This is a genomic window from Bacillus velezensis, from assembly GCF_001461825.1.
Taxonomy (GTDB): domain Bacteria; phylum Bacillota; class Bacilli; order Bacillales; family Bacillaceae; genus Bacillus; species Bacillus velezensis.
The window spans coordinates 1-21,986 of the sequence record NZ_LLZC01000002.1 but is presented as its reverse complement, the minus strand read 5'-3'; the positions used below and the strand labels follow the sequence as shown (position 1 = coordinate 21,986).

At 40.4% G+C, this 21,986-nt stretch carries 38 protein-coding genes and 2 tRNA genes; 5 read left to right on the top strand and 35 right to left on the bottom strand.

What is annotated here, in order from left to right; translation table 11 throughout:
* Positions 1–32: 32 nt before the first annotated feature.
* Both AR442_RS00970 and AR442_RS00965 read right to left on the bottom strand, forming a co-directional pair.
* Entirely contained in the window at positions 33–563 is a 531-nt protein-coding gene (locus AR442_RS00970; RefSeq protein WP_053285404.1) for a YfbU family protein, read from the bottom strand.
* Between the two features lie 145 nt (positions 564–708).
* Complete coding sequence (locus AR442_RS00965) at positions 709–957, bottom strand: hypothetical protein (protein ID WP_053285405.1); 249 nt, start codon at positions 955–957, stop codon at positions 709–711.
* A 203-nt stretch (positions 958–1,160) separates the two neighbouring features.
* On the opposite strand from AR442_RS00965, the gene AR442_RS00960 reads away from it, so the two are divergent.
* Complete coding sequence (locus tag AR442_RS00960; RefSeq protein ID WP_053285406.1) at positions 1,161–1,358, top strand: hypothetical protein; 198 nt, start codon at positions 1,161–1,163, stop codon at positions 1,356–1,358.
* Positions 1,359–1,381: 23 nt separating this feature from the next.
* Here AR442_RS00960 and AR442_RS00955 read toward each other — a convergent pair whose 3' ends face one another.
* From AR442_RS00955 to AR442_RS00810, 31 genes are all read right to left on the bottom strand, one after another.
* Positions 1,382–2,719, bottom strand: a complete 1,338-nt coding sequence (locus tag AR442_RS00955) for a ParB N-terminal domain-containing protein (protein WP_053285407.1) — start codon at positions 2,717–2,719, stop codon at positions 1,382–1,384.
* A 128-nt stretch (positions 2,720–2,847) separates the two neighbouring features.
* On the bottom strand, positions 2,848–3,330 hold the full coding sequence (locus AR442_RS00950; RefSeq protein ID WP_053285438.1) for a hypothetical protein: 483 nt from the start codon (positions 3,328–3,330) through the stop codon (positions 2,848–2,850).
* A gap of 718 nt (positions 3,331–4,048) precedes the next feature.
* Positions 4,049–4,219, bottom strand: coding sequence for a hypothetical protein (locus AR442_RS20560; protein WP_053285408.1), 171 nt, complete (start codon positions 4,217–4,219; stop codon positions 4,049–4,051).
* Between the two features lie 531 nt (positions 4,220–4,750).
* Positions 4,751–5,323, bottom strand: coding sequence for a hypothetical protein (locus AR442_RS00935; RefSeq protein ID WP_053285409.1), 573 nt, complete (start codon positions 5,321–5,323; stop codon positions 4,751–4,753).
* Positions 5,324–5,585: 262 nt separating this feature from the next.
* Positions 5,586–5,747, bottom strand: coding sequence for a hypothetical protein (locus AR442_RS20215; RefSeq protein ID WP_014304372.1), 162 nt, complete (start codon positions 5,745–5,747; stop codon positions 5,586–5,588).
* A 176-nt stretch (positions 5,748–5,923) separates the two neighbouring features.
* Positions 5,924–6,310: an ArpU family phage packaging/lysis transcriptional regulator gene (locus AR442_RS00930; RefSeq protein WP_053285410.1), complete on the bottom strand. Its 387-nt coding sequence runs from the start codon at positions 6,308–6,310 to the stop codon at positions 5,924–5,926.
* A 102-nt stretch (positions 6,311–6,412) separates the two neighbouring features.
* Positions 6,413–6,847: a hypothetical protein gene (locus tag AR442_RS00925; RefSeq protein WP_053285411.1), complete on the bottom strand. Its 435-nt coding sequence runs from the start codon at positions 6,845–6,847 to the stop codon at positions 6,413–6,415.
* On the bottom strand, positions 6,844–7,107 hold the full coding sequence (locus tag AR442_RS00920; protein WP_053285412.1) for a hypothetical protein: 264 nt from the start codon (positions 7,105–7,107) through the stop codon (positions 6,844–6,846). Before AR442_RS00920 ends, AR442_RS00925 begins: the two co-directional genes overlap by 4 nt.
* 21 nt (positions 7,108–7,128) lie before the next feature.
* On the bottom strand, positions 7,129–7,413 hold the full coding sequence (locus AR442_RS00915) for a hypothetical protein (RefSeq protein ID WP_053285413.1): 285 nt from the start codon (positions 7,411–7,413) through the stop codon (positions 7,129–7,131).
* A 46-nt stretch (positions 7,414–7,459) separates the two neighbouring features.
* Positions 7,460–7,681, bottom strand: coding sequence for a hypothetical protein (locus tag AR442_RS00910; RefSeq protein WP_053285414.1), 222 nt, complete (start codon positions 7,679–7,681; stop codon positions 7,460–7,462).
* A gap of 39 nt (positions 7,682–7,720) precedes the next feature.
* Complete coding sequence (locus AR442_RS00905) at positions 7,721–7,924, bottom strand: XtrA/YqaO family protein (RefSeq protein WP_053285415.1); 204 nt, start codon at positions 7,922–7,924, stop codon at positions 7,721–7,723.
* A gap of 71 nt (positions 7,925–7,995) precedes the next feature.
* The gene (locus tag AR442_RS00900) at positions 7,996–8,271 is read right to left on the bottom strand and encodes a hypothetical protein (protein ID WP_053285416.1); all 276 of its coding nucleotides are present in this window, start codon (positions 8,269–8,271) and stop codon (positions 7,996–7,998) included.
* Positions 8,264–8,515, bottom strand: a complete 252-nt coding sequence (locus AR442_RS00895) for a DUF3850 domain-containing protein (protein WP_053285417.1) — start codon at positions 8,513–8,515, stop codon at positions 8,264–8,266. Before AR442_RS00895 ends, AR442_RS00900 begins: the two co-directional genes overlap by 8 nt.
* Positions 8,512–8,691: a hypothetical protein gene (locus AR442_RS00890; protein ID WP_053285418.1), complete on the bottom strand. Its 180-nt coding sequence runs from the start codon at positions 8,689–8,691 to the stop codon at positions 8,512–8,514. Before AR442_RS00890 ends, AR442_RS00895 begins: the two co-directional genes overlap by 4 nt.
* A 134-nt stretch (positions 8,692–8,825) precedes the next feature.
* Positions 8,826–9,518 carry a hypothetical protein gene (locus AR442_RS00885; protein WP_053285419.1) on the bottom strand — a complete coding sequence of 231 codons (693 nt, stop codon included), beginning with the start codon at positions 9,516–9,518 and terminating at the stop codon, positions 8,826–8,828.
* On the bottom strand, positions 9,488–9,946 hold the full coding sequence (locus AR442_RS00880) for a RusA family crossover junction endodeoxyribonuclease (RefSeq protein WP_053285420.1): 459 nt from the start codon (positions 9,944–9,946) through the stop codon (positions 9,488–9,490). The genes AR442_RS00885 and AR442_RS00880 overlap by 31 nt, the downstream gene beginning before the upstream one ends.
* Positions 9,947–10,042: 96 nt before the next feature.
* Positions 10,043–10,225: a hypothetical protein gene (locus AR442_RS00875; protein WP_053285421.1), complete on the bottom strand. Its 183-nt coding sequence runs from the start codon at positions 10,223–10,225 to the stop codon at positions 10,043–10,045.
* Between the two features lie 14 nt (positions 10,226–10,239).
* Positions 10,240–11,538, bottom strand: a complete 1,299-nt coding sequence (gene dnaB, locus AR442_RS00870; RefSeq protein ID WP_053285422.1) for a replicative DNA helicase — start codon at positions 11,536–11,538, stop codon at positions 10,240–10,242.
* A complete protein-coding gene (locus AR442_RS00865; protein WP_053285423.1) occupies positions 11,513–11,794 on the bottom strand; it encodes a replicative helicase loader/inhibitor in 282 nt (93 codons plus the stop codon). The genes dnaB and AR442_RS00865 overlap by 26 nt, the downstream gene beginning before the upstream one ends.
* A 5-nt stretch (positions 11,795–11,799) precedes the next feature.
* Positions 11,800–12,555, bottom strand: a complete 756-nt coding sequence (locus AR442_RS00860) for a hypothetical protein (protein WP_053285424.1) — start codon at positions 12,553–12,555, stop codon at positions 11,800–11,802.
* Positions 12,556–12,755: 200 nt separating this feature from the next.
* Complete coding sequence (locus AR442_RS00855; protein ID WP_053285425.1) at positions 12,756–13,457, bottom strand: MBL fold metallo-hydrolase; 702 nt, start codon at positions 13,455–13,457, stop codon at positions 12,756–12,758.
* Complete coding sequence (locus tag AR442_RS00850; RefSeq protein ID WP_053285426.1) at positions 13,454–14,383, bottom strand: recombinase RecT; 930 nt, start codon at positions 14,381–14,383, stop codon at positions 13,454–13,456. Before AR442_RS00850 ends, AR442_RS00855 begins: the two co-directional genes overlap by 4 nt.
* On the bottom strand, positions 14,376–14,627 hold the full coding sequence (locus AR442_RS00845) for a hypothetical protein (protein WP_053285427.1): 252 nt from the start codon (positions 14,625–14,627) through the stop codon (positions 14,376–14,378). Before AR442_RS00845 ends, AR442_RS00850 begins: the two co-directional genes overlap by 8 nt.
* Positions 14,624–16,612: an AAA family ATPase gene (locus AR442_RS00840; RefSeq protein WP_053285428.1), complete on the bottom strand. Its 1,989-nt coding sequence runs from the start codon at positions 16,610–16,612 to the stop codon at positions 14,624–14,626. Before AR442_RS00840 ends, AR442_RS00845 begins: the two co-directional genes overlap by 4 nt.
* Positions 16,609–16,794 carry a hypothetical protein gene (locus tag AR442_RS00835; RefSeq protein WP_053285429.1) on the bottom strand — a complete coding sequence of 62 codons (186 nt, stop codon included), beginning with the start codon at positions 16,792–16,794 and terminating at the stop codon, positions 16,609–16,611. Before AR442_RS00835 ends, AR442_RS00840 begins: the two co-directional genes overlap by 4 nt.
* Positions 16,795–16,906: 112 nt before the next feature.
* On the bottom strand, positions 16,907–17,101 hold the full coding sequence (locus AR442_RS00830) for a hypothetical protein (protein WP_053285430.1): 195 nt from the start codon (positions 17,099–17,101) through the stop codon (positions 16,907–16,909).
* A gap of 159 nt (positions 17,102–17,260) precedes the next feature.
* Positions 17,261–17,437, bottom strand: a complete 177-nt coding sequence (locus AR442_RS20555) for a hypothetical protein (RefSeq protein ID WP_162838276.1) — start codon at positions 17,435–17,437, stop codon at positions 17,261–17,263.
* A 1-nt stretch (position 17,438) separates the two neighbouring features.
* Positions 17,439–17,717, bottom strand: coding sequence for a hypothetical protein (locus AR442_RS00825; protein ID WP_053285431.1), 279 nt, complete (start codon positions 17,715–17,717; stop codon positions 17,439–17,441).
* A gap of 1 nt (position 17,718) precedes the next feature.
* A complete protein-coding gene (locus AR442_RS00820) occupies positions 17,719–17,985 on the bottom strand; it encodes a helix-turn-helix domain-containing protein (protein WP_038455948.1) in 267 nt (88 codons plus the stop codon).
* Positions 17,986–18,070: 85 nt separating this feature from the next.
* Positions 18,071–18,265, bottom strand: a complete 195-nt coding sequence (locus AR442_RS00815) for a helix-turn-helix domain-containing protein (RefSeq protein ID WP_053285432.1) — start codon at positions 18,263–18,265, stop codon at positions 18,071–18,073.
* 67 nt (positions 18,266–18,332) lie between these two features.
* Entirely contained in the window at positions 18,333–18,566 is a 234-nt protein-coding gene (locus AR442_RS00810; protein WP_053285433.1) for a helix-turn-helix domain-containing protein, read from the bottom strand.
* Between the two features lie 150 nt (positions 18,567–18,716).
* Between AR442_RS00810 and AR442_RS00805 the strand changes: the two genes are divergently transcribed.
* The 4 genes from AR442_RS00805 to AR442_RS00790 all read left to right on the top strand — a co-directional run bounded on the left by AR442_RS00805 (position 18,717) and on the right by AR442_RS00790 (position 21,666).
* Entirely contained in the window at positions 18,717–19,052 is a 336-nt protein-coding gene (locus AR442_RS00805; protein ID WP_224994200.1) for a helix-turn-helix domain-containing protein, read from the top strand.
* Positions 19,053–19,283: 231 nt separating this feature from the next.
* On the top strand, positions 19,284–19,892 hold the full coding sequence (locus AR442_RS00800) for a hypothetical protein (RefSeq protein ID WP_053285434.1): 609 nt from the start codon (positions 19,284–19,286) through the stop codon (positions 19,890–19,892).
* Positions 19,893–19,970: 78 nt separating this feature from the next.
* Positions 19,971–20,501, top strand: a complete 531-nt coding sequence (locus AR442_RS00795; protein WP_053285435.1) for an ImmA/IrrE family metallo-endopeptidase — start codon at positions 19,971–19,973, stop codon at positions 20,499–20,501.
* Complete coding sequence (locus tag AR442_RS00790) at positions 20,488–21,666, top strand: tyrosine-type recombinase/integrase (protein WP_053285436.1); 1,179 nt, start codon at positions 20,488–20,490, stop codon at positions 21,664–21,666. The genes AR442_RS00795 and AR442_RS00790 overlap by 14 nt, the downstream gene beginning before the upstream one ends.
* A 108-nt stretch (positions 21,667–21,774) precedes the next feature.
* Here AR442_RS00790 and AR442_RS00785 read toward each other — a convergent pair.
* Both AR442_RS00785 and AR442_RS00780 read right to left on the bottom strand, forming a co-directional pair.
* A tRNA-Thr gene (locus AR442_RS00785) sits at positions 21,775–21,847 on the bottom strand.
* Positions 21,848–21,849: 2 nt separating this feature from the next.
* Positions 21,850–21,924, bottom strand: a tRNA-Asn gene (locus AR442_RS00780).
* Between the last annotated feature and the right edge of the window lie 62 nt (positions 21,925–21,986).

Sequence of the window (21,986 nt, the reverse complement as noted above, 5' to 3'; positions counted from 1 at the left end):
GAAAATCAAAAAGGCCTTACGAGGCCTTTTGATCATTTACCTAATACATTTTTTATTTGTTGAAGTGTTAGATGTTCTCCGCCAGCATCTTCTCTGACTTTTGTCCAACGTGAGAGCAACTCATTATAATAACGAACTCTGTTTCTATGAGAATTCATTTCTATCTTTCCTTCTTTGATCAGGTCTTCCATTTCAGAATAAAGTCCCGCTTCTTTCACAACATGGTTTGCAAAACAGTAATGATCCGGTTCTTCATTCCCATCAAACCCTTGGAATAAAACATCTTCTTCAGAAATTTCCTCTTGTTCTTCACTTGTCAGATTCTTGAAGCCAAAATATAGAGCTCTATACATAGTTAAAACATCAAAAACCTTACGGGTAATTTCAGGAGAAAACTCATCTTCAATGTGCCCAAAAATCTCTTCATAAAAGTGAGAATAGCCATTATAAAGCACTTCTATGTTTCTTTCATATTCAGCCTCGCTTTGAGGGTCTAATCTTTTTAGGATTTCCATTTGGTTGATTAATATAGCTCGCTGCTCTTTTGTAAAATTTAATGTCATTAAATTCGCTCCTTATATTTTTTATATTCTCTAAGGACTTATGACAAGTTACTAAGAACTATTATAATGAATGACTTCCATGTTTTACCTCCCCTTTATGAATATTATACTAAGAGGAGAGAAAAACACAAAAATGTGAGATAACTTATATTTCTTCATCCTTCTGAAGCTGTATATCAAGCTCTATGAGCTTTTTTAAGTCGTCCACAGTGTTTACCTCTATTCGACCGTTTTGAAAGTCTCTGATCCACTGTGCAATGCCTGCACTAACGATTTTCCGATACTTCTCTTTTGATTCACTGATATTTTCAAGAACATCGGCTTTATGTAAAAGCAGAAGCTTTTCCTTCTCTTCATCAGAATAGGAACATACGTTTGTTTTTTCTCTTGTCATGCTCCCCGTCCTCCATTACAATATGAATCAGAGCGTGATTTCCCACAAACGCGGCCGCGTCATGATCACGCTCTCGACAGGGAGCTATCTCTGTTGTGATTGGAGGGTGTTAGCAGCACCCTCTTTTTTTGATTTTTTCCCAAAAACCTCTCGAGTTCTGTGTAGGACTCATATATGCTGTCAGAGCAAAGGAGAGGATAGATATGAATAAAGATATTTTAGATCTTAAAACTACGGCAGAAGCGGCTCGTGCAGCCTACAAAATGGGGCACTTAAGCCGAGAGGAAGCGATAATTAAAATAGAACCTTACTTGATTAGAGTAAATGAAAAAGCAGTGGCTATCGCAAAGAAATATAACCAACGCCCTCGTAAAGTTTCATTAACTTCTTTTTTAAGATGACGCCTGATGGGGCGTCTTTTTATTTATGCTTCCTCAATAAATTCTTCCAAGTGGGAAACATCAATTTCTTTAAAATTATCCTTTATGTTCTTTGGATCTCCTTTATAAAAAACCAACACATTTTGATGAACCTTTACTACTTTTCTATTAACAAAGGTATTCGCTGCTCTTACACCAGCTGTTCCAAATGCATTAATAAGAACTATCTCGTTATAAAAGTGAAGGCCCGATTCCAGGAATGCCTTTTTGGTATCGTCAACAAAATTTCTGTATATGCCTTTTTTATCTCTTATATCACCGACCACAAAAACTGCAAACCTATCATTTTTCAGCCTGGAGGCACCCCTCTTTATTATTTCCGAATAAGCGGCAACAAAATCATCATACTCCATAGTGCTAATATCATTTGGATTATCGGAATAAACTTCAAGATCACCATAAGGCGGGCAGCTAAACATCAAATCTATTTCATTTTCAGTAATGTGACTGTTAACATTTAAACTGTCATCACAAATCCAGTTAGGCATTTTTAGCCCTTCAATAGTAGCTGCGTTCATTTTATTTGCTTTAACCTGCTCCTCCCTTATATCGATTCCGTAATATTCATAATTTAAGAAAGAAGCCACAATCCCTCTTACACTTCCACCCGCGAACGGATCATAAATTTTTCCGCCATCAATATTGAACCATTTATAAATTATTTCACATAAGACAGGATCAAAAATTGACGTTCCTTTCATTTTTTTTGCGTACTTCGAAAAATCCGGGTATAAAAGATTCTCTTCTCTTCCTTCATCTGAACTAATTCCTATAGCGTGCCATGCCCGTTTTCTTTCCTGCCAATACCCCTGGCGAGCATCGAAAATTGAAAACGGAGGGATGATAAACCTATCAACTAAACTCTCATTAGTATTTGTTTCCCCAGACTCGTTAAAATCAAAATCAACATCTTCAGATACATCTAAATCGAGTATGCCTTCTAATTCCTCTGTACTAAATCCAGTGGGATCAATGTCTATATTAAGATCGTTTAATTCTCTTAGTATTTGTTCGAGCTTATCCTCGTCCCAGTCGCCGCCGGTTTTGTTGAGTGCAAGATTGAGTATTTTCTCATCGGTTTCACTCAGGTTTACAACTGATACTTCTAACTCTGCCGGCTGGCGCTCCATAAGTATTTTAAATCGTTGATGGCCACCAACTAAATTCCCTGTTCTCTCGTTCCACACAAGAGGTTCTACAGTACCAAATTTATTTATTGAAGACTTTAATTTTTCATAATCGGGATTACCTGGCTGAAGATCAATCCGAGGATTGTATGTAGCGGGGTTAATCTTTTCTACTGGTATAGTTCTAATATTCATGATGTATCGCCTCCTGGTACAAATAAAAAAGCACCCCGAAGGATGCTTAAGTTATATTCCGTTTGCTTTCTACAAAACATCAAAAAGGTGTGTCACTTCACTTTTCAACCGCATACCTTTTTGATGTTTTACGGTCTATAAAATTTTACGTATTTGCCATCTCTGTCAAACCAGCCTCTGAACGCCCAGTTATCCCAGCCGCCATCTCCTTGGTTTGTGAATTCCCCATCTTCAAACACCCAGATCCCGTATACCACTCCATTTAGAACGGCAGATCCATAGAATTTGACGCCTCTGAAGTGATCGTCGTAATTCTGGGCCAAATTAAATACCATGACATTATATTTCTGCCCCGCAGAGTAAAAAGTAGATTCCATCATATTTTTGACAAAACCCGGTCGATTTGCGTTTTGCACAACAGCATCTCGGATTGAATTTGCTATGCCGAGGACGTCAAGATTTACATTGAAATTAACACCAGGGATACCAGTTCCGGCTTTAGGCTGATTAAGGTTCATTGTTTGTTTAACGGCTGGTGCTGAGGAAACAGTGGGTTCAGCCTCTTTTTCTTTAGCGTGGGCAAAAGCAGGCAGACTGGAAGTAGCGAGCATCAGAGCGGTGACGGATGTGATTATCTTTTTATTCAATTCAATTCCTCCTTTAGATTTTAAAGATATCCATAGGCTAACAACAGACAACTTAATACTCGTTTCCTGCTTTATGCCCCCCTCCTTTCTATGAAACCAGTATATAAAGTTTCTCGTTTAGAAAAATGATGAAAATTTAGTATTTTCCGATAAGTAATAAATCATATAAATGGGCAGAAAAGAAATTAGACCACGGGACAAATCGATCGGTCATGTCAATCAATTGAGTCTTATTTAATAAAAATTTTAGTAAATTTTTAACCTTTTCAAGAAAATTTGTAAGAAAATATCACAATTGTTTTCAACGTGGTCAAAAAGATTCATTTTCAACGCTTTAAAGGAGAACGGTATAACAAAGCGTGGGTCATAGCGGTTTTGAATGCCTGCTGCCTCCACATTCAAGCCGTTAACCGCCAATTGTCTATTCTGAGACTTACTAGAAGCAGTTTACAGAGAACATAAAAAACGCCCTCCCACTTAAGAAAGCGCCTAAATCATCTGAATAAAACCATATTTTGCAGGGAATAATTATTTTGCAAGCAAATATTATGCTGCTGTTAGAACCGCCCGAATTCACTGAGAAAGCCTCCCTCTTTGTTGATCCTCGCTTAACAATGGGAGGCTTAACTCACTATAAAATATGGTTTATTAACGGTAATTGACATGGACGAAAAACATATTACTATTGTTTACGGCGAATACGGCCGCCTGTCCGTTTATAGGTGTCTTTTCTGACTCCCATGATTTCTTCCCAATCCCTTCTCGTCAAAGGATCAGCTTCCTTTGTTGAGGGGCTTTTCTCTTTTTCAAGTTGCTGTTTCGTTTCTGCAGATAAAATGTCTCTCATCTTCATCTTTCATTTCTCCTTGCCGAATAAGCACCGCCTTACGCTATTCGCTTTTATTTATTTGTGGCCCGCCGATTTTCCCCAGGAGGTAAGCAAAGAAAATGGAGAGCCGGTTTAAAAGACTTTCCTTGCAATCGGGATCTCACCGTTTGCGTTCCCCGTGACTATCGCGCGCAATACTGCATAGACTCCAGCCGCTCCTCCTGTGAAGCTAACGGCCTTCATTGTCATTCGATACATCCGAGTGCACACTTGATACGGGAAAGGTGCGTCTCCCAATCTGCCATAAAAAAAGCGGCCACTAATCAGATGCACAAATAGACTCATGCAAAAGATCAGCGTCCGCAGGTTTCTCCTTTTGGGACAGATATTCACGTTCGTTTTCTTCTTGTCTCTATCGTATGACAAACCGCAGCTAAAAAAAGTACCCATTTTATCCCCCGTTTTGTCGGCTTTTTGTCGGCATTTTCTCGGCTTTTTATCGGTGTTTTTTTGGACATACAAAAAGAGCAAACCACTCAGGCTTGCTCTTTTACATCAATCCCACCATTTTGTAGAGACACTTGTTGCAGGGTTTGTTAGTTTCTCCAGGTGTAATTCTGCTTTTTTATTATCTCCATCAACAAAACTACGTACATTGAATACTACTTCGTATGTTCCTTTTTGGTTAGCTAAATTAAAGCGAGAGACTGTATCATTGATAACTGGATCTTCTTCTACAAGCTTATACTGCCATGCGAATCCAGGGCCAATATATGGCTGAGAAATCTGAATTCCAAGGTCTCCTCCACCAGAATAGAATGTTTTTGAACGAGTTTTAAATGTTGAAGAACCTAAGTAATCCCACTCTCCGGCTCCTAGAAGAGAAAATAAGCTTATGTCATCTGATATTTTTCTGATCTTAGGCTGCACGCTAGATTCATCGTTAACCCCATCTTCTGGACCATCTTTTGCTACAACTGGATCAATCACATCAGATCGTCCATCTTCCGAACCAATTTCATCTCCAATAGGATCAATTTTATACTCTTCCGCTTTAACCGTGTTAACACCGATCCCAGACATAAAAAACCCTGCAACAATAGCACTTACAAAGAATATTTTTTTCACTTTCCCTTATCCCCCACACAAGTTATTTTATTTTTTCAATCGATTTAACAGGTACTTCTGACGGATTAAAATACAGGTCAATCCTTTGAACAGTCACAAACACGACAGAAAAAATCACTGAACAAACCAACGTTAGTAAGAGTATTTTCCACACTTTTAAGTCTTTCATCATCTCTCCCTCTTTTCTTATTGGTAATATTCTACCTATTCCAATAATAAACTTAATAGGTAATAAGTACAAGTGGGGATAAGGGATTTTTTGTTAAAAACTTTTGAACATGAAATTCAAAAAAATAAACAGCACGATTATCGTCACAACAATAAAGGCTTCTCTTGTGAAGTTTTTATCATCTTCTTTTTGCTGTTTCTTTCTCTTAATCTCTTCTCTATATTTTCTTTGAACCTCTTTCTTTTTATCATCCATTATCTAAACTCCTCTGAGTCCTTTTTCTTTTTATCACTTGCACCCCTCCTTTCAGTTATTGCAATTTTATCGTGCAACCAATAAGTGCACCAGTGAAAAAAGCCTTGACTATAAAGCCTTCTCGCTTGGCTGAGACTCTAAAGATGAATTTAATTTAACGGACAAAAAGACAGCCCTCAGATTATTCCGAGCGCTGTCGCGATATTGTAGATGGCCTGTCTTTTCACCTGATAAAACTTATCTCTTTTGAGGCCGAGCTCAGTCATAATTTCTAAATCCTTTATTTTTCTTGGAGACAAATATTTCTTTTCAAGAATACTGCGCTCATCTTGGTCAAGGCAGTTCTCTAGCGCCCTATCCATCTGCTTGACCTTCAGCTCATTATAATCAGTGTTTTTTCGTAACTGCGGAAACAGCCCGATGATTCCCTTTTCCTTTTGCTCTTGTCTATTTTCCGCTTGGGTTTTTAATGATCTATACGTTTTGAGCTCTTTAATGACGATGTTACGTACTTCTTTTTCATTTACTTCTGGAATGAATGACAATTGTTTGACTGCTTGCACTCTGTTCCCTCCTTAAAGTAATAGAGCGGGCGTCAAACACCCAGCCTTATGCCGAATGTCTGATGTCCGCAATTGCTCATTTTATTTGGTAACGAAATTGAATCACTTGACGTAAAATTTCGCTGATTCAAATGTTCCGATATAGTTCCGTTTGCCGGAATCAGAATAGCAGTCCAGCTGAATGACATAGGTTCCTTTCCCGGTCTTATTCCGGATCGATTTCACATTGAATGATTTCAGAGGCGTTGCCGTTTTGAAGCTGCCCCGCTGAACCAAATTTGTATCAGTCAGCCCGCCGCCGCTACGCTTCTTGTACACGCCAGCCGTGTAATAAAGTGCCCTTGAGCCTTTCTTCTCGGCTTTCCAGTCCACCGTTGAGGCGCCGGCCGTGTAAGTCGTGGCATCCGTAAACACCCGGCCGCTGTACCCGGATTCATTTTGCCAACCGGACCATGCGGCGGAAGCAGACGGCGCAACGGCCGCGGCTCCCGTAAGTAATACTGCTGATAGCATGATTGATTTGAATCGTTTTTTCATGATTGTGCATCCTCCTTCATCATCTCTTCAATCTTTTTTAAATCTCGGTAAGAGATACTCGAACCGCCTTCCCAGATGATTTTTCGTTCTTGCAAGTCGAATATCTCCAAAGTGTCGTATAAAAATCTTTCAGGTGTGTTTCGTGTTTGTTCTGTCAGTTCGTCGATTGAATCAAAGTCAAATATGCTATCAGACAGGGCGCCGCTCGGGTAAAACAAATCATAGCCGAATACGATAAACCGCTTATATCTTCCGTCCATGTCTTCTCACTCCCAATTCATTCATTTTGCTTCCCCCTCCAATTCATTTTGGGCAACCGTTATAGTGAATTGCATATTCTTAATAGTTTGCTGTAAAGCCTTCTTGTATCTGCTCCTTTCCCCGCTTAGATGCTGAATGTCCTTTTGAGCCTGCCGAAATTGATTGACCGCAATGTCCTGCTGGCGCTGGTGTTCCTCAATGATAGCCCGCTGTTTGTCAGCCAGTTCAGCTTGTTCAAGAAGCCATCCTATTTCCTTTTGTGGGATGTAAGTAAGCTGTTTTAACCGTTCAACTCTCTCACTCATTTCCGTTTCCTCCCCGCAGGGAATGTCCCTGCTATTTGATTTGGAATCAAAACAAACTCATTTGATGCCATTCATTCGGTTCAGGCACTTCACTCTGACTGGCATCAGTTATCCGGAATAGTTTCTTTTGATAGGCTCCGCAATGGGCGTTTACATTGTTAAATTTTGATACGTAGAAATGACTTTCTCCTAAAGGAAAGAGGAAATACTCTTTTCCTTTTTCAAGCGGTGTAATGTCTGCGCTGAGACATTCTCCCTTCATGGCCATAAACATTCCTCCAAAAAAAGAGGGGAGTTCCCCTCCGCGTTACGGCAAGAAGCCATAATCGTAATTCAGCTTTGTGTGCTTGCTATTGGCTGTCTGTACAATGGTCTTTCCATATTCCGGTGTATCTACAAGATAGGCTGACCCGCTTGAGCCATCCAAGATGATCAGCTTCGTTTTTTGATCTTCCATTAAGTCCTTAACGGAAAGTTGATGTAAATTTTCAATTTTTTCAGGTCTGTTCATATTGCAGCACTCCCCGTGTTATAATTAATTGTCGAGATTAACTAAAACCGGGGCCTTGTGCTGCGGTTTTTTTATGTTATACGGGCACCGCGTTTGTATTTCAGTTCAGACAATTCCCGAAACCATTCTTCATCCCCCATAAATAAGGAAAAATCAATCATTGTATCAAGGTCTTCGGCATGCAGCGTGTCATCCATCTTCTTCACTACCCGGCTTGAAGCATTTATTATTTCTCCATCTACAAGGCGGATAACAACTGAGTTCCTTCTGATTTCCTCTACATATCCCGTTACGACGATCCCGTTCCCCTTTGCTCTTACCCAATCACCTTCAAATATCTCAATCATCGCCTTCTCCTACTTTCTTTTTAATGCCGAGAACGACATTGCCTGACTTCTGTTCAAAATCTGTAACGTATGTCACTTCTACTTCAATTGAGCGGCCAGTGTATCCGTCCTGCCATTCATTTAGAGAGAGGGTATCCCCTTCCTTAAATCCTCTATCATCGTGCCTTATTTCAAAAGTTTTTCGGCCATCCTTCAGCGCTTTAAAATATTCCGGTAAGATTTTCAGATGATGTCTTACGCTCATATATCATCACCGTCCTCATTATCTGCTTCTTCCCAAGCCGTCTTGAAAGCAGTTTCTAAAAACCATAGTTGTTTTTCTAATTGCTCATCTGTCATCGCGGAAAGATCAGGACCATGGCCAGGAACCATGCGGAAATCACTCAATTTTTCTAAGAGCTTTTTTCTCTTCTCTGTCATCTTCTTACCCTCCATCCATTCCGGATCCGGCTCACCAGCTCGTATTTCTTTAAAGGTTCATAGAGGTGGACAGCTTGTCCATCCTCTATGCGAAACAGCAGATACCAACGCGGCTGCTTTTTCCTTCTCCCCATTTATGCCGCTCCGTGTTCGTCCTCGTCCTTATTCTCATCCTCTTTTTCATCCTCGGTTGACGGCTCGGGTTTATCAGCTTCATCAAGAGGAACACGCGGCGCCTGCTTTTCCATCGGCTCTGCCTCCGCTTCCTGATCCTGCTTCCAGTCCCACCAAGCTTGAGCATACGGAGCAACTTCTTTTCTGTACTCGTTGATAAGGTCTATAAGGCCCTCTGCAGACATTACATAATCATTCGCAATCTTCCGGTATGATTCACCCTCTATGCGCCGCTTAGCCATTTCAGTAATGTATACAGGGAATCCATCAAGGATCGGGGCCATATCTTCAGTAATGAAGGAGTCAACAACCTTTCTCTCGATTTCCTCTGTTACTTCTTCGATTTTTGGCTTCTCTTTAGGAAGCCCGAGGTTTGCCTCAAGTTGTTCTGGTTCCGGATCTGCTACCTTTACAATTCCATCAGAGCCAACTGTGTAATTAATAATCGGGCGATCGGTGAGCGCGTTGACTTGTACATTAAACTGTACAACCTCGCTCTCCAGTTGCGCCTGAACGTCCTTATCAATCATCTCGGCTAAATTTTGAATGCCGCTTCCTACCTCTTTAGTTGGGACCTCCAGAACGACCTCGGTAATTCCTTTGGGTTTGTGGTTCACCTTTTTTACGATTCCTTTGAAGTCAACGAAAGACATAATTGTTCCTCCTCTTGTGATAGTGGTTTTACTAGAATTTCGATTCTTGGGTTTTGGCTGTAATACTTACTGACATGGAGGTCTACAATTTGACTGTCATCATGCCAGAGGACTTTATTTAAGCCGTCTTTAATGCCCTTTATATAATTGTCCACATCAGGCTTTTTGCTGGGTCTTAGTAATCCTTGTTCAGCTTCAGCCGCTTTTTTCTTACTGAAACTCTTCAAGGTAGATTTATAGACCTTGACTCTTAACTCAAGCGGGCCCGTCAGCAAGGAACTTGGCCGATGATCTGAGGCGGCAAGTTTAACGTATTGCTTAAAATCCCTTGATTTCTTTGGATCATATAACCTGGTCATGCCGTTTCTTGTGGCTGCCCTGGGGCGCCCCTGTGCAACTGGCTCCCCATAAATAGTAAATTGGATCATGCTGTTACCTCCCGTCATCCTGAATCCACTGCTGTATGATCATTTCCTGCTGTTCGCCTTCCTTTACCACGTAAATGAGTGCCAGGACGGTGTACATCAGCAGGATTCCTCCTCTTCGGATAGCTTGCGGCCAAACTGGCATTTTACTTGAATTGTGAGGTTCTCCAGATCGAATAGCGTCAAATGGCTCAAGTCCGCTCCTTTTTCAATGGAATAGCCATACCGAATCAATTCATTGATTAGAAATTCTCTCCGCTTCTCCACTTCATTATTTGGCATAAAACCGCTCCTTTTTAACCCACAAGGGCTTCCATTTGTCTATCAAGGTTTAAGAATCGTCCGTACTCTTTAATAAAGGCAGCCATGACAGTGCCGACGGATCCGTTTCTTTGTTTTGCAAAAATGATTTCCACTACGTTTTTCAGATCGCTTTGTTTATCGTAATAGTCATCCCTGTAGAGAAAACTAACGATATCGGCATCCTGCTCAATGCTGCCTGAATCTCGAAGGTCAGACATCATCGGCCGCTTATCTTGCCGCTGCTCAACGCCGCGAGAAAGTTGAGAAAGAAGAATGATTGGCACATTGAAGGTCCGGGCTATGTTCTTCAATTCGCCCGTTATGCTTGCGACCTCTAAGTTTTTCGTTTCAAATTTGCCGATAGGTCGGATTAATTGAAGATAATCAATCACAACCAAATGTTTTTTGTCCGGGTGGTCCTTTTTGGTCTTCCGAATGGCAGAACGAATATCAGCCACTGACTGTGACGGTTTATCATGAATATAGATGTCTAATTTTTCATATTCACCAATGGCCCGATTTGCATTTTCATAGTCTTTTTCACTGAAATACTTGTGCGGGTTTCTCCATTTTGTACCCTCGATTGAACCTAAATTGCTGAGCATCCGGTTAACGAGTTGACGGTCGGACATCTCCAAAGAAAAAACATCGACAACCCCACCTTTTAGCGCTGCATTCTGCGCCAAACTTAGAGCGAAAGCAGTCTTTCCCATAGAAGGCCGGGCAGCTACGATAATTAAATCACTGTCCTGCCAGCCGCCAGTCATAGCATCTAAATCGGCCAAACCGGATTCCACACCTGTTATTTCTCCTTTTTCTTGATACATGTCTTCGTAAATCTCGGTTAAAACATCCATCTTAGTTCGTTTATTTGTAACACCGATCTCCTGCAGCTCCACGGTCTTCTGATAAACCTGCAAAATTCCCTCATCGCTTGGATTATTTGCAAAATCAAGAGCGGCCTTTTGCATATCACGCAGTTTAAAAGCTTCGTAGATTAATGTCTGATAGGTCTCGAAGTTAATAACAGATGGAACAGCACTGGCTAAATCGACAAGATAGCCGGTGCCGCCGATCGCTTCGACAGTTTCTCCTAACTCTGTAACCACCGTCACGATTTCAACAGGCTGGCCAGAGGAATCTACATCTCGCATAGCCTTAAAAATCCGTTTATGCCGCTCATCTGCGAAGTGTTTCGGCTCCAAGGTGGTTTCCTTAATCAATTCATTTTCAACAAGGATACAGCCCAACAGGCTCTCTTCTGCTTCAAGGTTTTTTAGCATGTTTTGCATTCCGTTCCCACTCTTTCTGTTGCTCTAAAAACTCATTTTTCTCTGGTTGTTTGACTTTAATTTCTGAGATAGTCGGAGGAAATGGTTTATTAGAAATATGCTCATTGACTTTGTCATAAACAGGTTTGAACGGCATTTCAGTCAGATGCTCCATCCATAATCCAATCCGCTCCATACCCACATCCCCTGTTAAATCAAAGCGGGTATACGCGGCGGAGAGCCGCCTTAGAATTTTCATTGCTTCTTCTTTTTTCAATATGATCACCCCATCGAAATGCCGTTTTCTTTGGCATATGCTTCAAGTGCGGCAAAACTCTCCTCTTGTTTTGATCCGCGCGGCCGGAACTCCGAAACGTTTGTTTTTGGAGGTGGATTCTGTTTAGCGTGCCACCTGTCTAAAATACCTTGCTCACAGTAAGTAAAGGATTTGATACCATCCGCTCGATGCTTAGGAACGTAACGATCAAATATTTCATCTATCCAAGTCAGGACGTCCCCAATTGGAATTTGTTGATCAAGGATTCTGTTTATGGCAGCCACATCATATGGGGTTGTAAACATGCCGCCCTTTCGGGACAGGTACTTTTCCTCGATTTTTTGGAAAGGAGACAGTTTCTCATCAATTGGTTGGGATATTTGCCGCCTTTCTGAAAAGCTCTCTTCATTTACGATTCTTTCAGAGCCTTGAAATTTCGAATAGTTCACAATGGTCCAGAGCATTCCGTATTCCGTTTCCTCTGCAGCAATCATGCCTTTTGCTTGAAGCCTTTCAGCTGCAGCCTTAATTGCCGCTCTCGTAAATCTGGTTAACCCTCGTCCCTTTTTTACTGCTAAATCATCACATAGTTTTGAATACGAGCGGATATATTGTCCTTTCTTCAATTCATAATCATTTATTTTCATACCGTCCTGATAAGCTGCTTTAGCCATTAAGAAGGTAAATAGCCTAAAGCCCACATTATCTGTAAAGATCTCATGATCGACGACTGACTTGTATAATTTCACCCAGCCTGACAAGAGCCTTCCTCCTCTCCAAAGAGTTTATTTTCTTCGACAAAGAGCGTAAGTGCCTTTAATAGCCACATATTCAAGGCTCGGCTCATACTTGCTCATGAATGTCTTAATATAATTCTCAAGCACAGCTTTTCTCATATGCGGAGCAGAAGTCTGTGCCAAAAACACATAGCAATAAGGATACGTAGTTTTAATCAGTTCACTCACGGGATATAGACAACCTTTCCTGTCAATTTCATGATGTCTTCTTTAAAGATCTTTTCGTCGCTGTTTGATTCTGAAAGATGAAGCAGCCATATCTCCTGTACTTTGCTTAAATCATTGGCCATTAAAAATTTCTTGACGTTTTCTAAACTAAAATGAGATTGTAAAAGGCGCTTTTTCATGGCGGGAGCGGTAATGCCGCTCTCAATATTTTCATTCAATATCTCCTCTGAGTAATTGCATTCCACCATGATATGAGTGAGACCAGGGAACCTATAGCGTATGTAATAGGTATCAGTGGCGAAAAGCAGTTTATCCCCGGCGTCATTCGCCAATAGGAAGCCATACGGCTCCGCTACATCGTGCTGCACGTCAAAGGGCATAATAGACCAGGAACCAACCTTAAACGGCTGTTTTACGGGCACAGGCTTAATTCTGTTATGAGTGAGGCCAATTGCTCCGGCCGTCCCAGGAGACATATAACAATCAATGCCGGCGTTCAGAACATCCTTAATAGCTTTGCAGTGGTCCCCATGTTCATGAGAGACAAGGCAGCCAGCGAATTGAGACATTCTAAACTGAAAGCCTTTTTGCATCTGTTTAAAGCTGATGCCGCATTCCAAAAGAAGCGGGGTCTTACCATCGGTAACCCGATAGCAATTCCCCTTACTGCTTGATGACAGGGCTGTAATTTCAATCAAAAGTCTGGTCCGTTCTCAAAAGCAGAGGGTTTGTTCTCTGGAGCTTCAGTCTTTGCTTCTACCGCCGGTTCTTCCCTAAGCTCGTCCCCGGATTGAGTCTCTGAAACTTCTTCATATTGCATGTCCAAAACCTCAGAATTTGCGTTCTCCTCAATCTCGGCCTTTGTGGCTTCCTCAATTGCTGTATCATCTGATTTTTGAATAGTATTCATCAGAAGGCTTTCATCGTCTGAGCTATTTAAAAACCGTTTGCAGGCCCGATTTATTACGGTCTTCTTTGCCATCTCCTGCTTATAGTCATCATGTGTCGATCCTTTCTTCTCTGCGGTTTGATCTTTTCCCCAAAATTGCGCTTTACTCCATGCTTTTCTGATTTCATCAATTGTCATGAGTTCTATATAGTCAGTATCATTTTCAAATTCAAGTACACAATAAGCACCCATGATCTTATCTTTATTGATATTTCCAAATTTGGTTTTATGTTTGAAATTTGTAATTTTCGCTTTTTCGATCTCATACTCAACGTCATCACCTTCATAGATGACTTGAGCATTTATCTCTTTAACCTTAGCCACTCTTTTTGTTACAGCCATTGTTCCCATATACGAACGTTGAAAAGTCAGTGTATTCCCATAAGCGATAAAGTATCCTTGCTTCTTCATCGGGTTAAGACCCTGCACAACCATGTCTAGCAGTGCATTAGCAACGCTCTCCTTTGTACAAACATCGAGTACAGGTCGGTTCCCATCTTGTTTACCGGTTTTCGTGTTCTGTAGCATGAGATATGCCGATTTCAAGGCGTTATCCGGTGAATATGAAGGGGGGAAATGAATCTCCCCATTTTCCTGAAACGTCTGAACTTTTGCAGCTACTTGATCGACCACAGTGCTCTTCTTCGTTGTATTTGCTACTTGTTGATTACTCATTTGAATCCTCCTCATCCTCGTACACAAATTTCACCTGTTTTCCCTTATGCTCAATTAGAAAATTTTTAAGCAGTTCAGCAAAGTCGGAGGGTCCGACTAAATCTCTTTCTAAAATCGCATCTTCTGGACATTCAGAAAGCGGACCCACATGCATAATCTCTTCCGAATTTATACGCAAGGTTTCACGGCGTTGATCTTCCCAACCTTTCCCCGTAACTACTGTTACTGTGACAATTTCACTCATGCACTTACCTCACAATCCACTGGAATGAGCGTACTATCTTCTAATTCAATCCGCAGCTGCTTGTCTTTTTCAGAGACAATCAGACTGAGAATCTGTGAATTTGTATCGATCAATTTAGTCACCGCTTCAGAGTTATCTACGAAGATTGGAGCAGAAATGCCGTAATGCTCATTAAGGGTATTAATGATGTCCAGTCCAACATTTATTCGGGCGGCGTTGTTCAAGCCGGAAGAGTACGGAATGCCTTCATATAGCGTTTCGCACGTCTCTTCAAGACCTCCATTGATCTGACTCTTAAAGAGCTTAAAGCGGGCAAATTTGAATTTGTTGTTTATTTTTTCTTCCAGGAGATCTACCTTTGTACGAACAAATTCCTCAGTCAAATAGAGTTGATGCTGAAGCCCTTCATACTCCTCGGCTAAGCCCTTCTGTTCCTCTTCAAGCTGCATGATCCGCTTGTTCACTTTTTTAGAATGCGAAATTTTCGCCAAATCTTTTTGAAGCAGCAGCATCTCCTGTTTTTTGCCGTTAATATCATCTTTGATCAATTGAATTGCTTCGTTCTTTGATGACTCCAATTGCTCAATCTGTTTACGGATGCTATCAATTTCTGATTGTTTGTTTTTGTAAGCATCATCCGTGGTGATATCTGACATGTTGCTCTCGGCCGCCTTGATTTCAGTATCAAGTTGTGACCATTCCTCACTTTTGCTCTCATAATCCTTCTGCAGTTTTTGAGCGGATGACTCTATTTCTGCAATTATGTCTTCTGATCTCTTCAGCTCTTCGCTACGCGATTTACCCCGCTCATTAATTTTTTCTAATTCACTGCTTTTGTGAGAATTGAAATTCTCTTTCGCTTGTTCAACCTGTTCCGGCGGTAATGCCTGGCCGCATGTAGGGCATTCAGTTTGATGCTGATCAAACGTTTCCTCATTCTTATCGAGCCAATTCTGGCGCAGCGACTGGATTTCCGCAGTTAATCTTTCCTGGTTGTCTTTTTCAAGCGACAGCTGACGGGTATTCGATTTAATCTCCAGAGAAATTTCCTCCAGCTTATTTTTTACTGAGAACAGTTTTTCTTTCAGTGCCCTGATATTGCTGTATTCTTTCTCCTGATGAGCATTTTTCATTTCCTGAAGCTCGTTCTCTATATGCAGGATGGCATTTCTTTTTTCCGATACCGCCTCTCCATTTCGAGCGGATTGCAGCTGATCATCCAACAAATCGATATCATTTTGGAGACAATTGATTTCGTCGTTTAATTCCTGTTCATTTAGGTCAGATATATCCTCGACCGACCGGAGCGCTTCATCAATCCTGACAGGAATCGCCTTCAACTCTTTATTTATCTTCGCTTGTTTGGCCGAGATTACTTTTCTGTGATCCTCAATTGATCGTTTGTTTAAGATGCTCTCTAAAGCCTTTACGGATGGATTCGCTTTAAAAACTTCTTCTTGCGTAATGTCACCGCAAATTTCAAGGAGAATCTTTCGTCTGTCCTGCCATTTCATTTGTTCATTGAAAAATGATGGAGAAGTGACAAGGCGGAAAATATCTTCCGAAATGATCCCATTTACACGATCATTGAACTCTTTTTTCTTTGCCGGCACACCATCAATAAAATAATCTGTGGTATGGCCAGAAAATACAGCCTGACTGCTGCCGCGCTTTCTCGTCCATTTCTCGGAATAAACTTTTTTAAGAGTGAGATGACTACCGTCAACAACGAAAACTCCTGTTACCTCATGATTCAATCCGGATACCGGTTCATTTTCTTTTGTCAGTGTCTTAATTTGAAAATCCTTTTTGTTTTGACTGTCTTTGTCAAACAGCAGCCAGATGAAGGCATCAAATAGGGTTGTTTTACCAGTGGCATTATCTCCGTACACCTTGGCATTCTCACCTTGAGTATCAAGGGTGAATTGCTTAACACCCTTGAAATTCAGCAGTTCCAACTTCAATAGCTTCATTTCCTTTTTCATTTGTTGCCGCCTCCTTCAGCTCTTTGTTTAAGAGCGCGATATTCCTCACGAGCGGCGGCAGTAGGAAAACGAAAAGCCGCATTCCCTTGAATATCAAAAGAGATAGATCCCCCGGCAGATGCCAGATTGACCTGATCGCGATAATTCTCGCTAAATGGCTCAGTGTAAAAAACTTCGTTCATTTGTCAAAGACCTCCAATATTTGATTTTTGGAAGGTGATAAAGTAAACTTGGTAGTACCAAAGATTGCAACACCTTCCGAAGCTCACTCTGCACAGTGAGCTTTTTTAATGCTTAAAATTTGTGTTTTGCCAGTGATGCTGAAATGTCATCAGATATTTTGTTCAATGTATTCTGCAGAACGTTAATATCTTTACTCTCTGCCAATAAGGATGCCATTGTCTTCACAATCGACATATCTGCACGGAGCTCGCCGATAATTTTTGTTGCCGCGACTAAGTCCTCCACAGCGTCAAACGTATTACCCAATTTACTCACACTCCTTTCTGATGCTTGCACGCATCGTCAGACCAGAGAAAGAGACAAAGTCAAGGGGGTTGTGGGATAGCGCCTCTCCCCCTGGCCTGACGACAAGAACAAACTTGCCGTGCTCTCAAAAGAGCGGTATAATAGATACGAACATTTGTTTTATGCAGTGAGCGTGCCGGCTTGCTGCTTTTTTATTTGTTCCATTCTGATTTGACATTCTTTTCTCGCTTCAGCGTCTGCTAAGTATAATTTCGCAGGATTTTCACGTGACTCCTCAATCTTTTCTCTAACTTGGCGCCCCTTCATGACTTTGCTGACAGACAAGACAAATTTCATTTCAAACCATTCCTCTCAATTTTTTTAATGATTCCGGATACTGGACAGATACTATTTTTGATGATGCCTTCAACTTTTCCACTCGTTCGGCAGTCTGATATCGTTTGATCTGGATCAACGAACGCAACACATCTTTATGAGCCTCAAACGCTTTAGCTGTGTCTCCCGTTTTTAACGCTTCCATGATTCTTGTGTGCAATGTTTCAATACAGATCATTTCCAGTGTTATTCCACTATGATGAATGCCCGTATAGACTGGCTTTTCCATTTCGTTTTTCATTTCAACCTCCAAATAGAGTCATGATGTTTTGGATGCTTTGAGCGACTGCACTCGGATCAATGCCGCATAACGTTGCAATCATAGCCTCCTTTGCATTTGTCGCTTCCATCCATCGTACGTATGTAGGAACATCTAAAGATTTTTTGTCGTTTTCAAATTTTGATATACAGCTGCGGGATCGGTGTAGTAATTCAGCTAGATGTTCTTGAGAAAGACCCGCCCGCTCCCGTGTGCTTCGAAGTAGTGCCCCTAATTTCAACTTGTTCACCCCCCCTCAATGTTCCAAAATGGAACATGTTCTGAAACAGAACAGATTTGTGTCGGAGCATGTTGTACTCTTAGGTGGAAGAAATCTACATTTCAATAGTAAGCACGCTGTTTTCTTCCTGTTCTTTTATCCATGCATTGAGTGAATCAACCCTAAAGAAAATCTTCCTCCCCACCCTAAAATGAGGGATTTGGTTGTTTCTTACCATGCTATAAATGGTTTCTTTATGAACCCCCAAAAAAGCAGCTGTTTCTTGAGGGCTTAATGCTGTTCGTTGCAAAATTTCACACCTCACCATTAATCATTATTTTTAGGGATTAACGGTTTATTTCTCATTACGAAATCCCTTAAGCACTACTTGTTTCTAAATCAGAAACGTTTTCTGCAAAAAAATCTGTTATTTTGCATTGTAAATGGTGTGCTAAGATCGGCAATTGTTCAGCTTTAAAAGCGTATAGGCCTTGCTCATATTTCAAATAACTTGAGCCAGTTTTGAAACCTAATTTTGTCGCCATATATTGCAGAGAGATTTTTAATTCTTTACGTCTATTCTTGATGAAAATTAAATTAAGCTGCTGCATTTCTTCACTCCTTTCGTTTCTGTTTCAGAAACACTGTAATCACATAATACATTTCTAAAACAGAAATGTCAACGATTTTTGTTTACAATTTAGAAACTTTTTTTGTTTCCATATCGGAAACGTGATATCATTTGTCTTACTTGGAAAGTGGTGAAAACATTGAATATAGGTGATCGGATCGTTTTATTAAGAGAAAGAAAAGGCTGGTCCCAAAGGGAGTTGGCTCGCCGTGTAAACCTAAATTATGCTGTTATGAACCGTATAGAAAAAGGTACTCGCCCTATTACTGATTCAGAAATTATTAGTTTATCTAAAGTATTGGATGTCTCTACAGACTACCTTCTAAAAGGTGACTCCCATGACTCAAAAATAGATGAACTCTTAAATGACCCTGAAACTTTAATTGCTGGCCGTGACGGAAAAATCACCAAGGAACAAGCGAAAGAGCTTTTAGAGTATCTTCTCAAAAAAGGGTTCGATGAATAGCAGACAATCATTCTCCACTTCTTAATTCTTAACTTCTTAATTCTTCTTTTGGTAAAACATTTGTTTAGCATTTGTTTAACAAAAAGAAAATTAACTGTTAAATTAAAAATTTTCAGCCCCATGAAAACATATAATTACCAAGGCTTTGCGGTAAGCGTGTACTGTAAAATAAACTGTTCACGAATAAGTAAATTGATTGAGATATAAAGAAAATCAAAAGGGGGACAAAAATTGTTTAAGAGGTTGGGGACTTTGCTATTGATTGCTTCGCTCGTGTTACTCACAGCCTGCAAAAATAGTGAAGAGTCTTCTTCTTCATCTTCCGGGAACAAAAGCAGTGTTCCTGATAATAGCTCGTCGGAGAGTCAGGATATTTCCGAAAACGGGCCCAATGAAGTTGGAGATGTATATGAAATTGATGGTGGAACAGCAAAAGTAACGGCCATAAGCAATAAAGAAACCACAGCTAAATCCGGCCCTATGCAACTTACTGTGAAAAGAGTAATTGCAGCGGTGGCTAATGAGAAAACGCCTTTTATTGAACTTGAACTGGAAGCGAAGAATACATCTGATGGAGTAGTGAATTTCACTCCAGATAGTATAAAACTTGCTACAAGCACCGGAGTACAAGTTGAGGAACCTTCTCTTGATGAAAGCGACGACCTTCTAGGAGAGTATATTGGGAAAGTGAAAGACAGTGGATCTGTTTTTTATATCTTTCAAAATGAAGATGATATAGAAAATTTAGATTCAATTCGTCTAAGGGTTGCATCCCCAAGCGATGAGAATGCTACAGCACTAGGGGATAAAATAGATATAAAGATTAACTTAGATCATTAAAATGAGCCTGCTTTTTCAGGCTTTTCTTTTAAACAAAAAACCGAACATAGGTTTGTAGTTACTGCAGGAGGATTTATTTTGTTTCAACTATCATTACTTGAAGAAAGAATTAGATCTATTTATTCCGGTATAGGAATTACTGAGCCAGGAACTGGAGACTTAGAAAAAATCGCAGAACGATTAAAGATATTAATTTACTACAAAAATGAAAAGAGTGTAGCTGTGAAATTACTGGGGATGGCTTGTATTATCCTTGATTCACGTATGTCTAAAAAGAAGCAATGGGAAGATTTTTGCCATGAACTCTGCCATCACATTAATCATGTCGGTGTTCAATACAAGATCCCATCCCTATTTAGGGAGCTGCAGGAGAATCAGGCAAATGCTTTTATGTATCACTTCGCTGTTCCCACTTTTATGTTGAGGAATCTCGTTTTACCGGCTTCCAAACGAGAGGCAATAGCCTACATATCCAACTTATTTCAAGTTACGTATCCATTCGCAGAGATACGCCTAGATATGTATCTCCGCAAGCTATTTAGTTTTAAATATCATGCTTTCCTAACTCAAAAATATACGGAGGAGGAGATCTTATATGCCAACTATTGAAAAAAGAAATGATAAATCTTTCCGTTTAGTCGTTGATATTGGCACTAAGAGCAAACGTAAACGGAAAGTAAAAACTATAAAAATAGATGATCCAGCCTTATTGAAAACTAAAAAGAAGCTTCGCCAATATCTTGAGAGCGAATGGTATAAATTCAAAACAGAAATTGAAGCCGGCGCATATATAACACCTGGAAAAAGAACTTTTAGGATGTTTATAAAAGACTGGGAGAAAAAATATGCCCTTCAACATTTAGATGATCAGACGATTGAAACTTATGAATATATTATGGGAAAAGAAATTTTGCCATACTTTGGTGATATGTACTTAGATGAGATTAAACCAATTCATATTCTAAATTTCTTAGATGAATACCAAGAAGAAAATAACGTTTCAACATCAAGTGTTCACGCTAGATATCGGATCATAAGAGATATATTAGGAAGAGCTGCAGAATGGCATATCATAGATGAGAATCCAGCTCAAAGTGTTAAACGTCCAAAACAGAAATATAAAGAGTATGACATTTATACTGAAGAAGAAATCAAGGAGATCTTCCATTTACTCGATGAGCATGCACCGCTGAGAAACAGGGTTATGATTAAGTTCGCCTTTACCGGTGGTTTTCGGAAAGGTGAACTGTTAGCCATTGATGAATCGGATTTGTTCTTTGACACAAACGAAGTTAGAATTGATGAGTCATTACAATATACGAAAAAGAATGGATACAGATTTAAAGAACCCAAAAGTAACTCATTCCGTAAAATCACAATGCCTGCAGATGTAATGAAAGAAGCAGCGATTTTATTACGGGAAATAAAGAGAAATCGGTTGATGTTAGGGGAACTCTGGCAAGGGACAGAAAAACTTTTATTGTTTGGGGGAGACTTAGGGAAACCCCAATACCCAACATCACCTAATACCTATTGGCAAAGGTTTGTTCAAAGACATAAAATTAAGCCTGGCCGGCTACATGACATGCGTCATTCCCATGCGACCATGCTGATAAATCAAATTGGAAAAGTGCCGGGATTAAACATCAAAGCAATTTCTCAACGTCTGGGTCACGCAAATGTACAGACTACATTGAATGTCTATACTCATGCCGGCCAAGAATCGGATACGCTAGTGGCAGACGCAATCAACAAATTATTAAGAACATCTTAAAGGTAATTGCTAATTTGCCACCTCTCTGCCACCCAAATCATTTTTAGACAAAAAAAATAACAGTTCCATAACATGCGGAAACTGTTTCAGATCAACGTATTTTAGATAAGCTTCCAAGCGGGCTCGAACCGCTGACCTCTTCCTTACCATGGAAGTGCTCTACCTGCTGAGCTATGGAAGCAATGGCTCCGCAGGTAGGACTCGAACCTACGACCGATCGGTTAACAGCCGATAGCTCTACCACTGAGCTACTGCGGAATATTATAAGCTTCATAAACAAAAACATGGTAGATAAAATAAAAAAGCTTGGCGGCGTCCTA

Bases quoted from the DNA above. Each gene is read 5' to 3' on its own strand.
- AR442_RS00970 (WP_053285404.1), bottom strand. From the start codon at position 563: ATGACATTAAATTTTACAAAAGAGCAGCGAGCTATATTAATCAACCAA.
- AR442_RS00965 (WP_053285405.1), bottom strand. From the start codon at position 957: ATGACAAGAGAAAAAACAAACGTATGTTCCTATTCTGATGAAGAGAAG.
- AR442_RS00960 (WP_053285406.1), top strand. From the start codon at position 1,161: ATGAATAAAGATATTTTAGATCTTAAAACTACGGCAGAAGCGGCTCGT.
- AR442_RS00955 (WP_053285407.1), bottom strand. From the start codon at position 2,719: ATGAATATTAGAACTATACCAGTAGAAAAGATTAACCCCGCTACATAC.
- AR442_RS00950 (WP_053285438.1), bottom strand. From the start codon at position 3,330: ATGCTCGCTACTTCCAGTCTGCCTGCTTTTGCCCACGCTAAAGAAAAA.
- AR442_RS20560 (WP_053285408.1), bottom strand. From the start codon at position 4,219: ATGAAGATGAGAGACATTTTATCTGCAGAAACGAAACAGCAACTTGAA.
- AR442_RS20215 (WP_014304372.1), bottom strand. From the start codon at position 5,747: ATGGATGATAAAAAGAAAGAGGTTCAAAGAAAATATAGAGAAGAGATT.
- AR442_RS00925 (WP_053285411.1), bottom strand. From the start codon at position 6,847: ATGAAAAAACGATTCAAATCAATCATGCTATCAGCAGTATTACTTACG.
- AR442_RS00920 (WP_053285412.1), bottom strand. From the start codon at position 7,107: ATGGACGGAAGATATAAGCGGTTTATCGTATTCGGCTATGATTTGTTT.
- AR442_RS00915 (WP_053285413.1), bottom strand. From the start codon at position 7,413: ATGAGTGAGAGAGTTGAACGGTTAAAACAGCTTACTTACATCCCACAA.
- AR442_RS00910 (WP_053285414.1), bottom strand. From the start codon at position 7,681: ATGGCCATGAAGGGAGAATGTCTCAGCGCAGACATTACACCGCTTGAA.
- AR442_RS00905 (WP_053285415.1), bottom strand. From the start codon at position 7,924: ATGAACAGACCTGAAAAAATTGAAAATTTACATCAACTTTCCGTTAAG.
- AR442_RS00900 (WP_053285416.1), bottom strand. From the start codon at position 8,271: ATGATTGAGATATTTGAAGGTGATTGGGTAAGAGCAAAGGGGAACGGG.
- AR442_RS00895 (WP_053285417.1), bottom strand. From the start codon at position 8,515: ATGAGCGTAAGACATCATCTGAAAATCTTACCGGAATATTTTAAAGCG.
- AR442_RS00890 (WP_053285418.1), bottom strand. From the start codon at position 8,691: ATGACAGAGAAGAGAAAAAAGCTCTTAGAAAAATTGAGTGATTTCCGC.
- AR442_RS00885 (WP_053285419.1), bottom strand. From the start codon at position 9,518: ATGTCTTTCGTTGACTTCAAAGGAATCGTAAAAAAGGTGAACCACAAA.
- AR442_RS00880 (WP_053285420.1), bottom strand. From the start codon at position 9,946: ATGATCCAATTTACTATTTATGGGGAGCCAGTTGCACAGGGGCGCCCC.
- AR442_RS00875 (WP_053285421.1), bottom strand. From the start codon at position 10,225: ATGCCAAATAATGAAGTGGAGAAGCGGAGAGAATTTCTAATCAATGAA.
- dnaB (WP_053285422.1), bottom strand. From the start codon at position 11,538: ATGCAAAACATGCTAAAAAACCTTGAAGCAGAAGAGAGCCTGTTGGGC.
- AR442_RS00850 (WP_053285426.1), bottom strand. From the start codon at position 14,383: ATGAGTAATCAACAAGTAGCAAATACAACGAAGAAGAGCACTGTGGTC.
- AR442_RS00845 (WP_053285427.1), bottom strand. From the start codon at position 14,627: ATGAGTGAAATTGTCACAGTAACAGTAGTTACGGGGAAAGGTTGGGAA.
- AR442_RS00840 (WP_053285428.1), bottom strand. From the start codon at position 16,612: ATGAAAAAGGAAATGAAGCTATTGAAGTTGGAACTGCTGAATTTCAAG.
- AR442_RS00835 (WP_053285429.1), bottom strand. From the start codon at position 16,794: ATGAACGAAGTTTTTTACACTGAGCCATTTAGCGAGAATTATCGCGAT.
- AR442_RS20555 (WP_162838276.1), bottom strand. From the start codon at position 17,437: ATGAAATTTGTCTTGTCTGTCAGCAAAGTCATGAAGGGGCGCCAAGTT.
- AR442_RS00825 (WP_053285431.1), bottom strand. From the start codon at position 17,717: ATGAAAAACGAAATGGAAAAGCCAGTCTATACGGGCATTCATCATAGT.
- AR442_RS00810 (WP_053285433.1), bottom strand. From the start codon at position 18,566: ATGCAGCAGCTTAATTTAATTTTCATCAAGAATAGACGTAAAGAATTA.
- AR442_RS00790 (WP_053285436.1), top strand. From the start codon at position 20,488: ATGCCAACTATTGAAAAAAGAAATGATAAATCTTTCCGTTTAGTCGTT.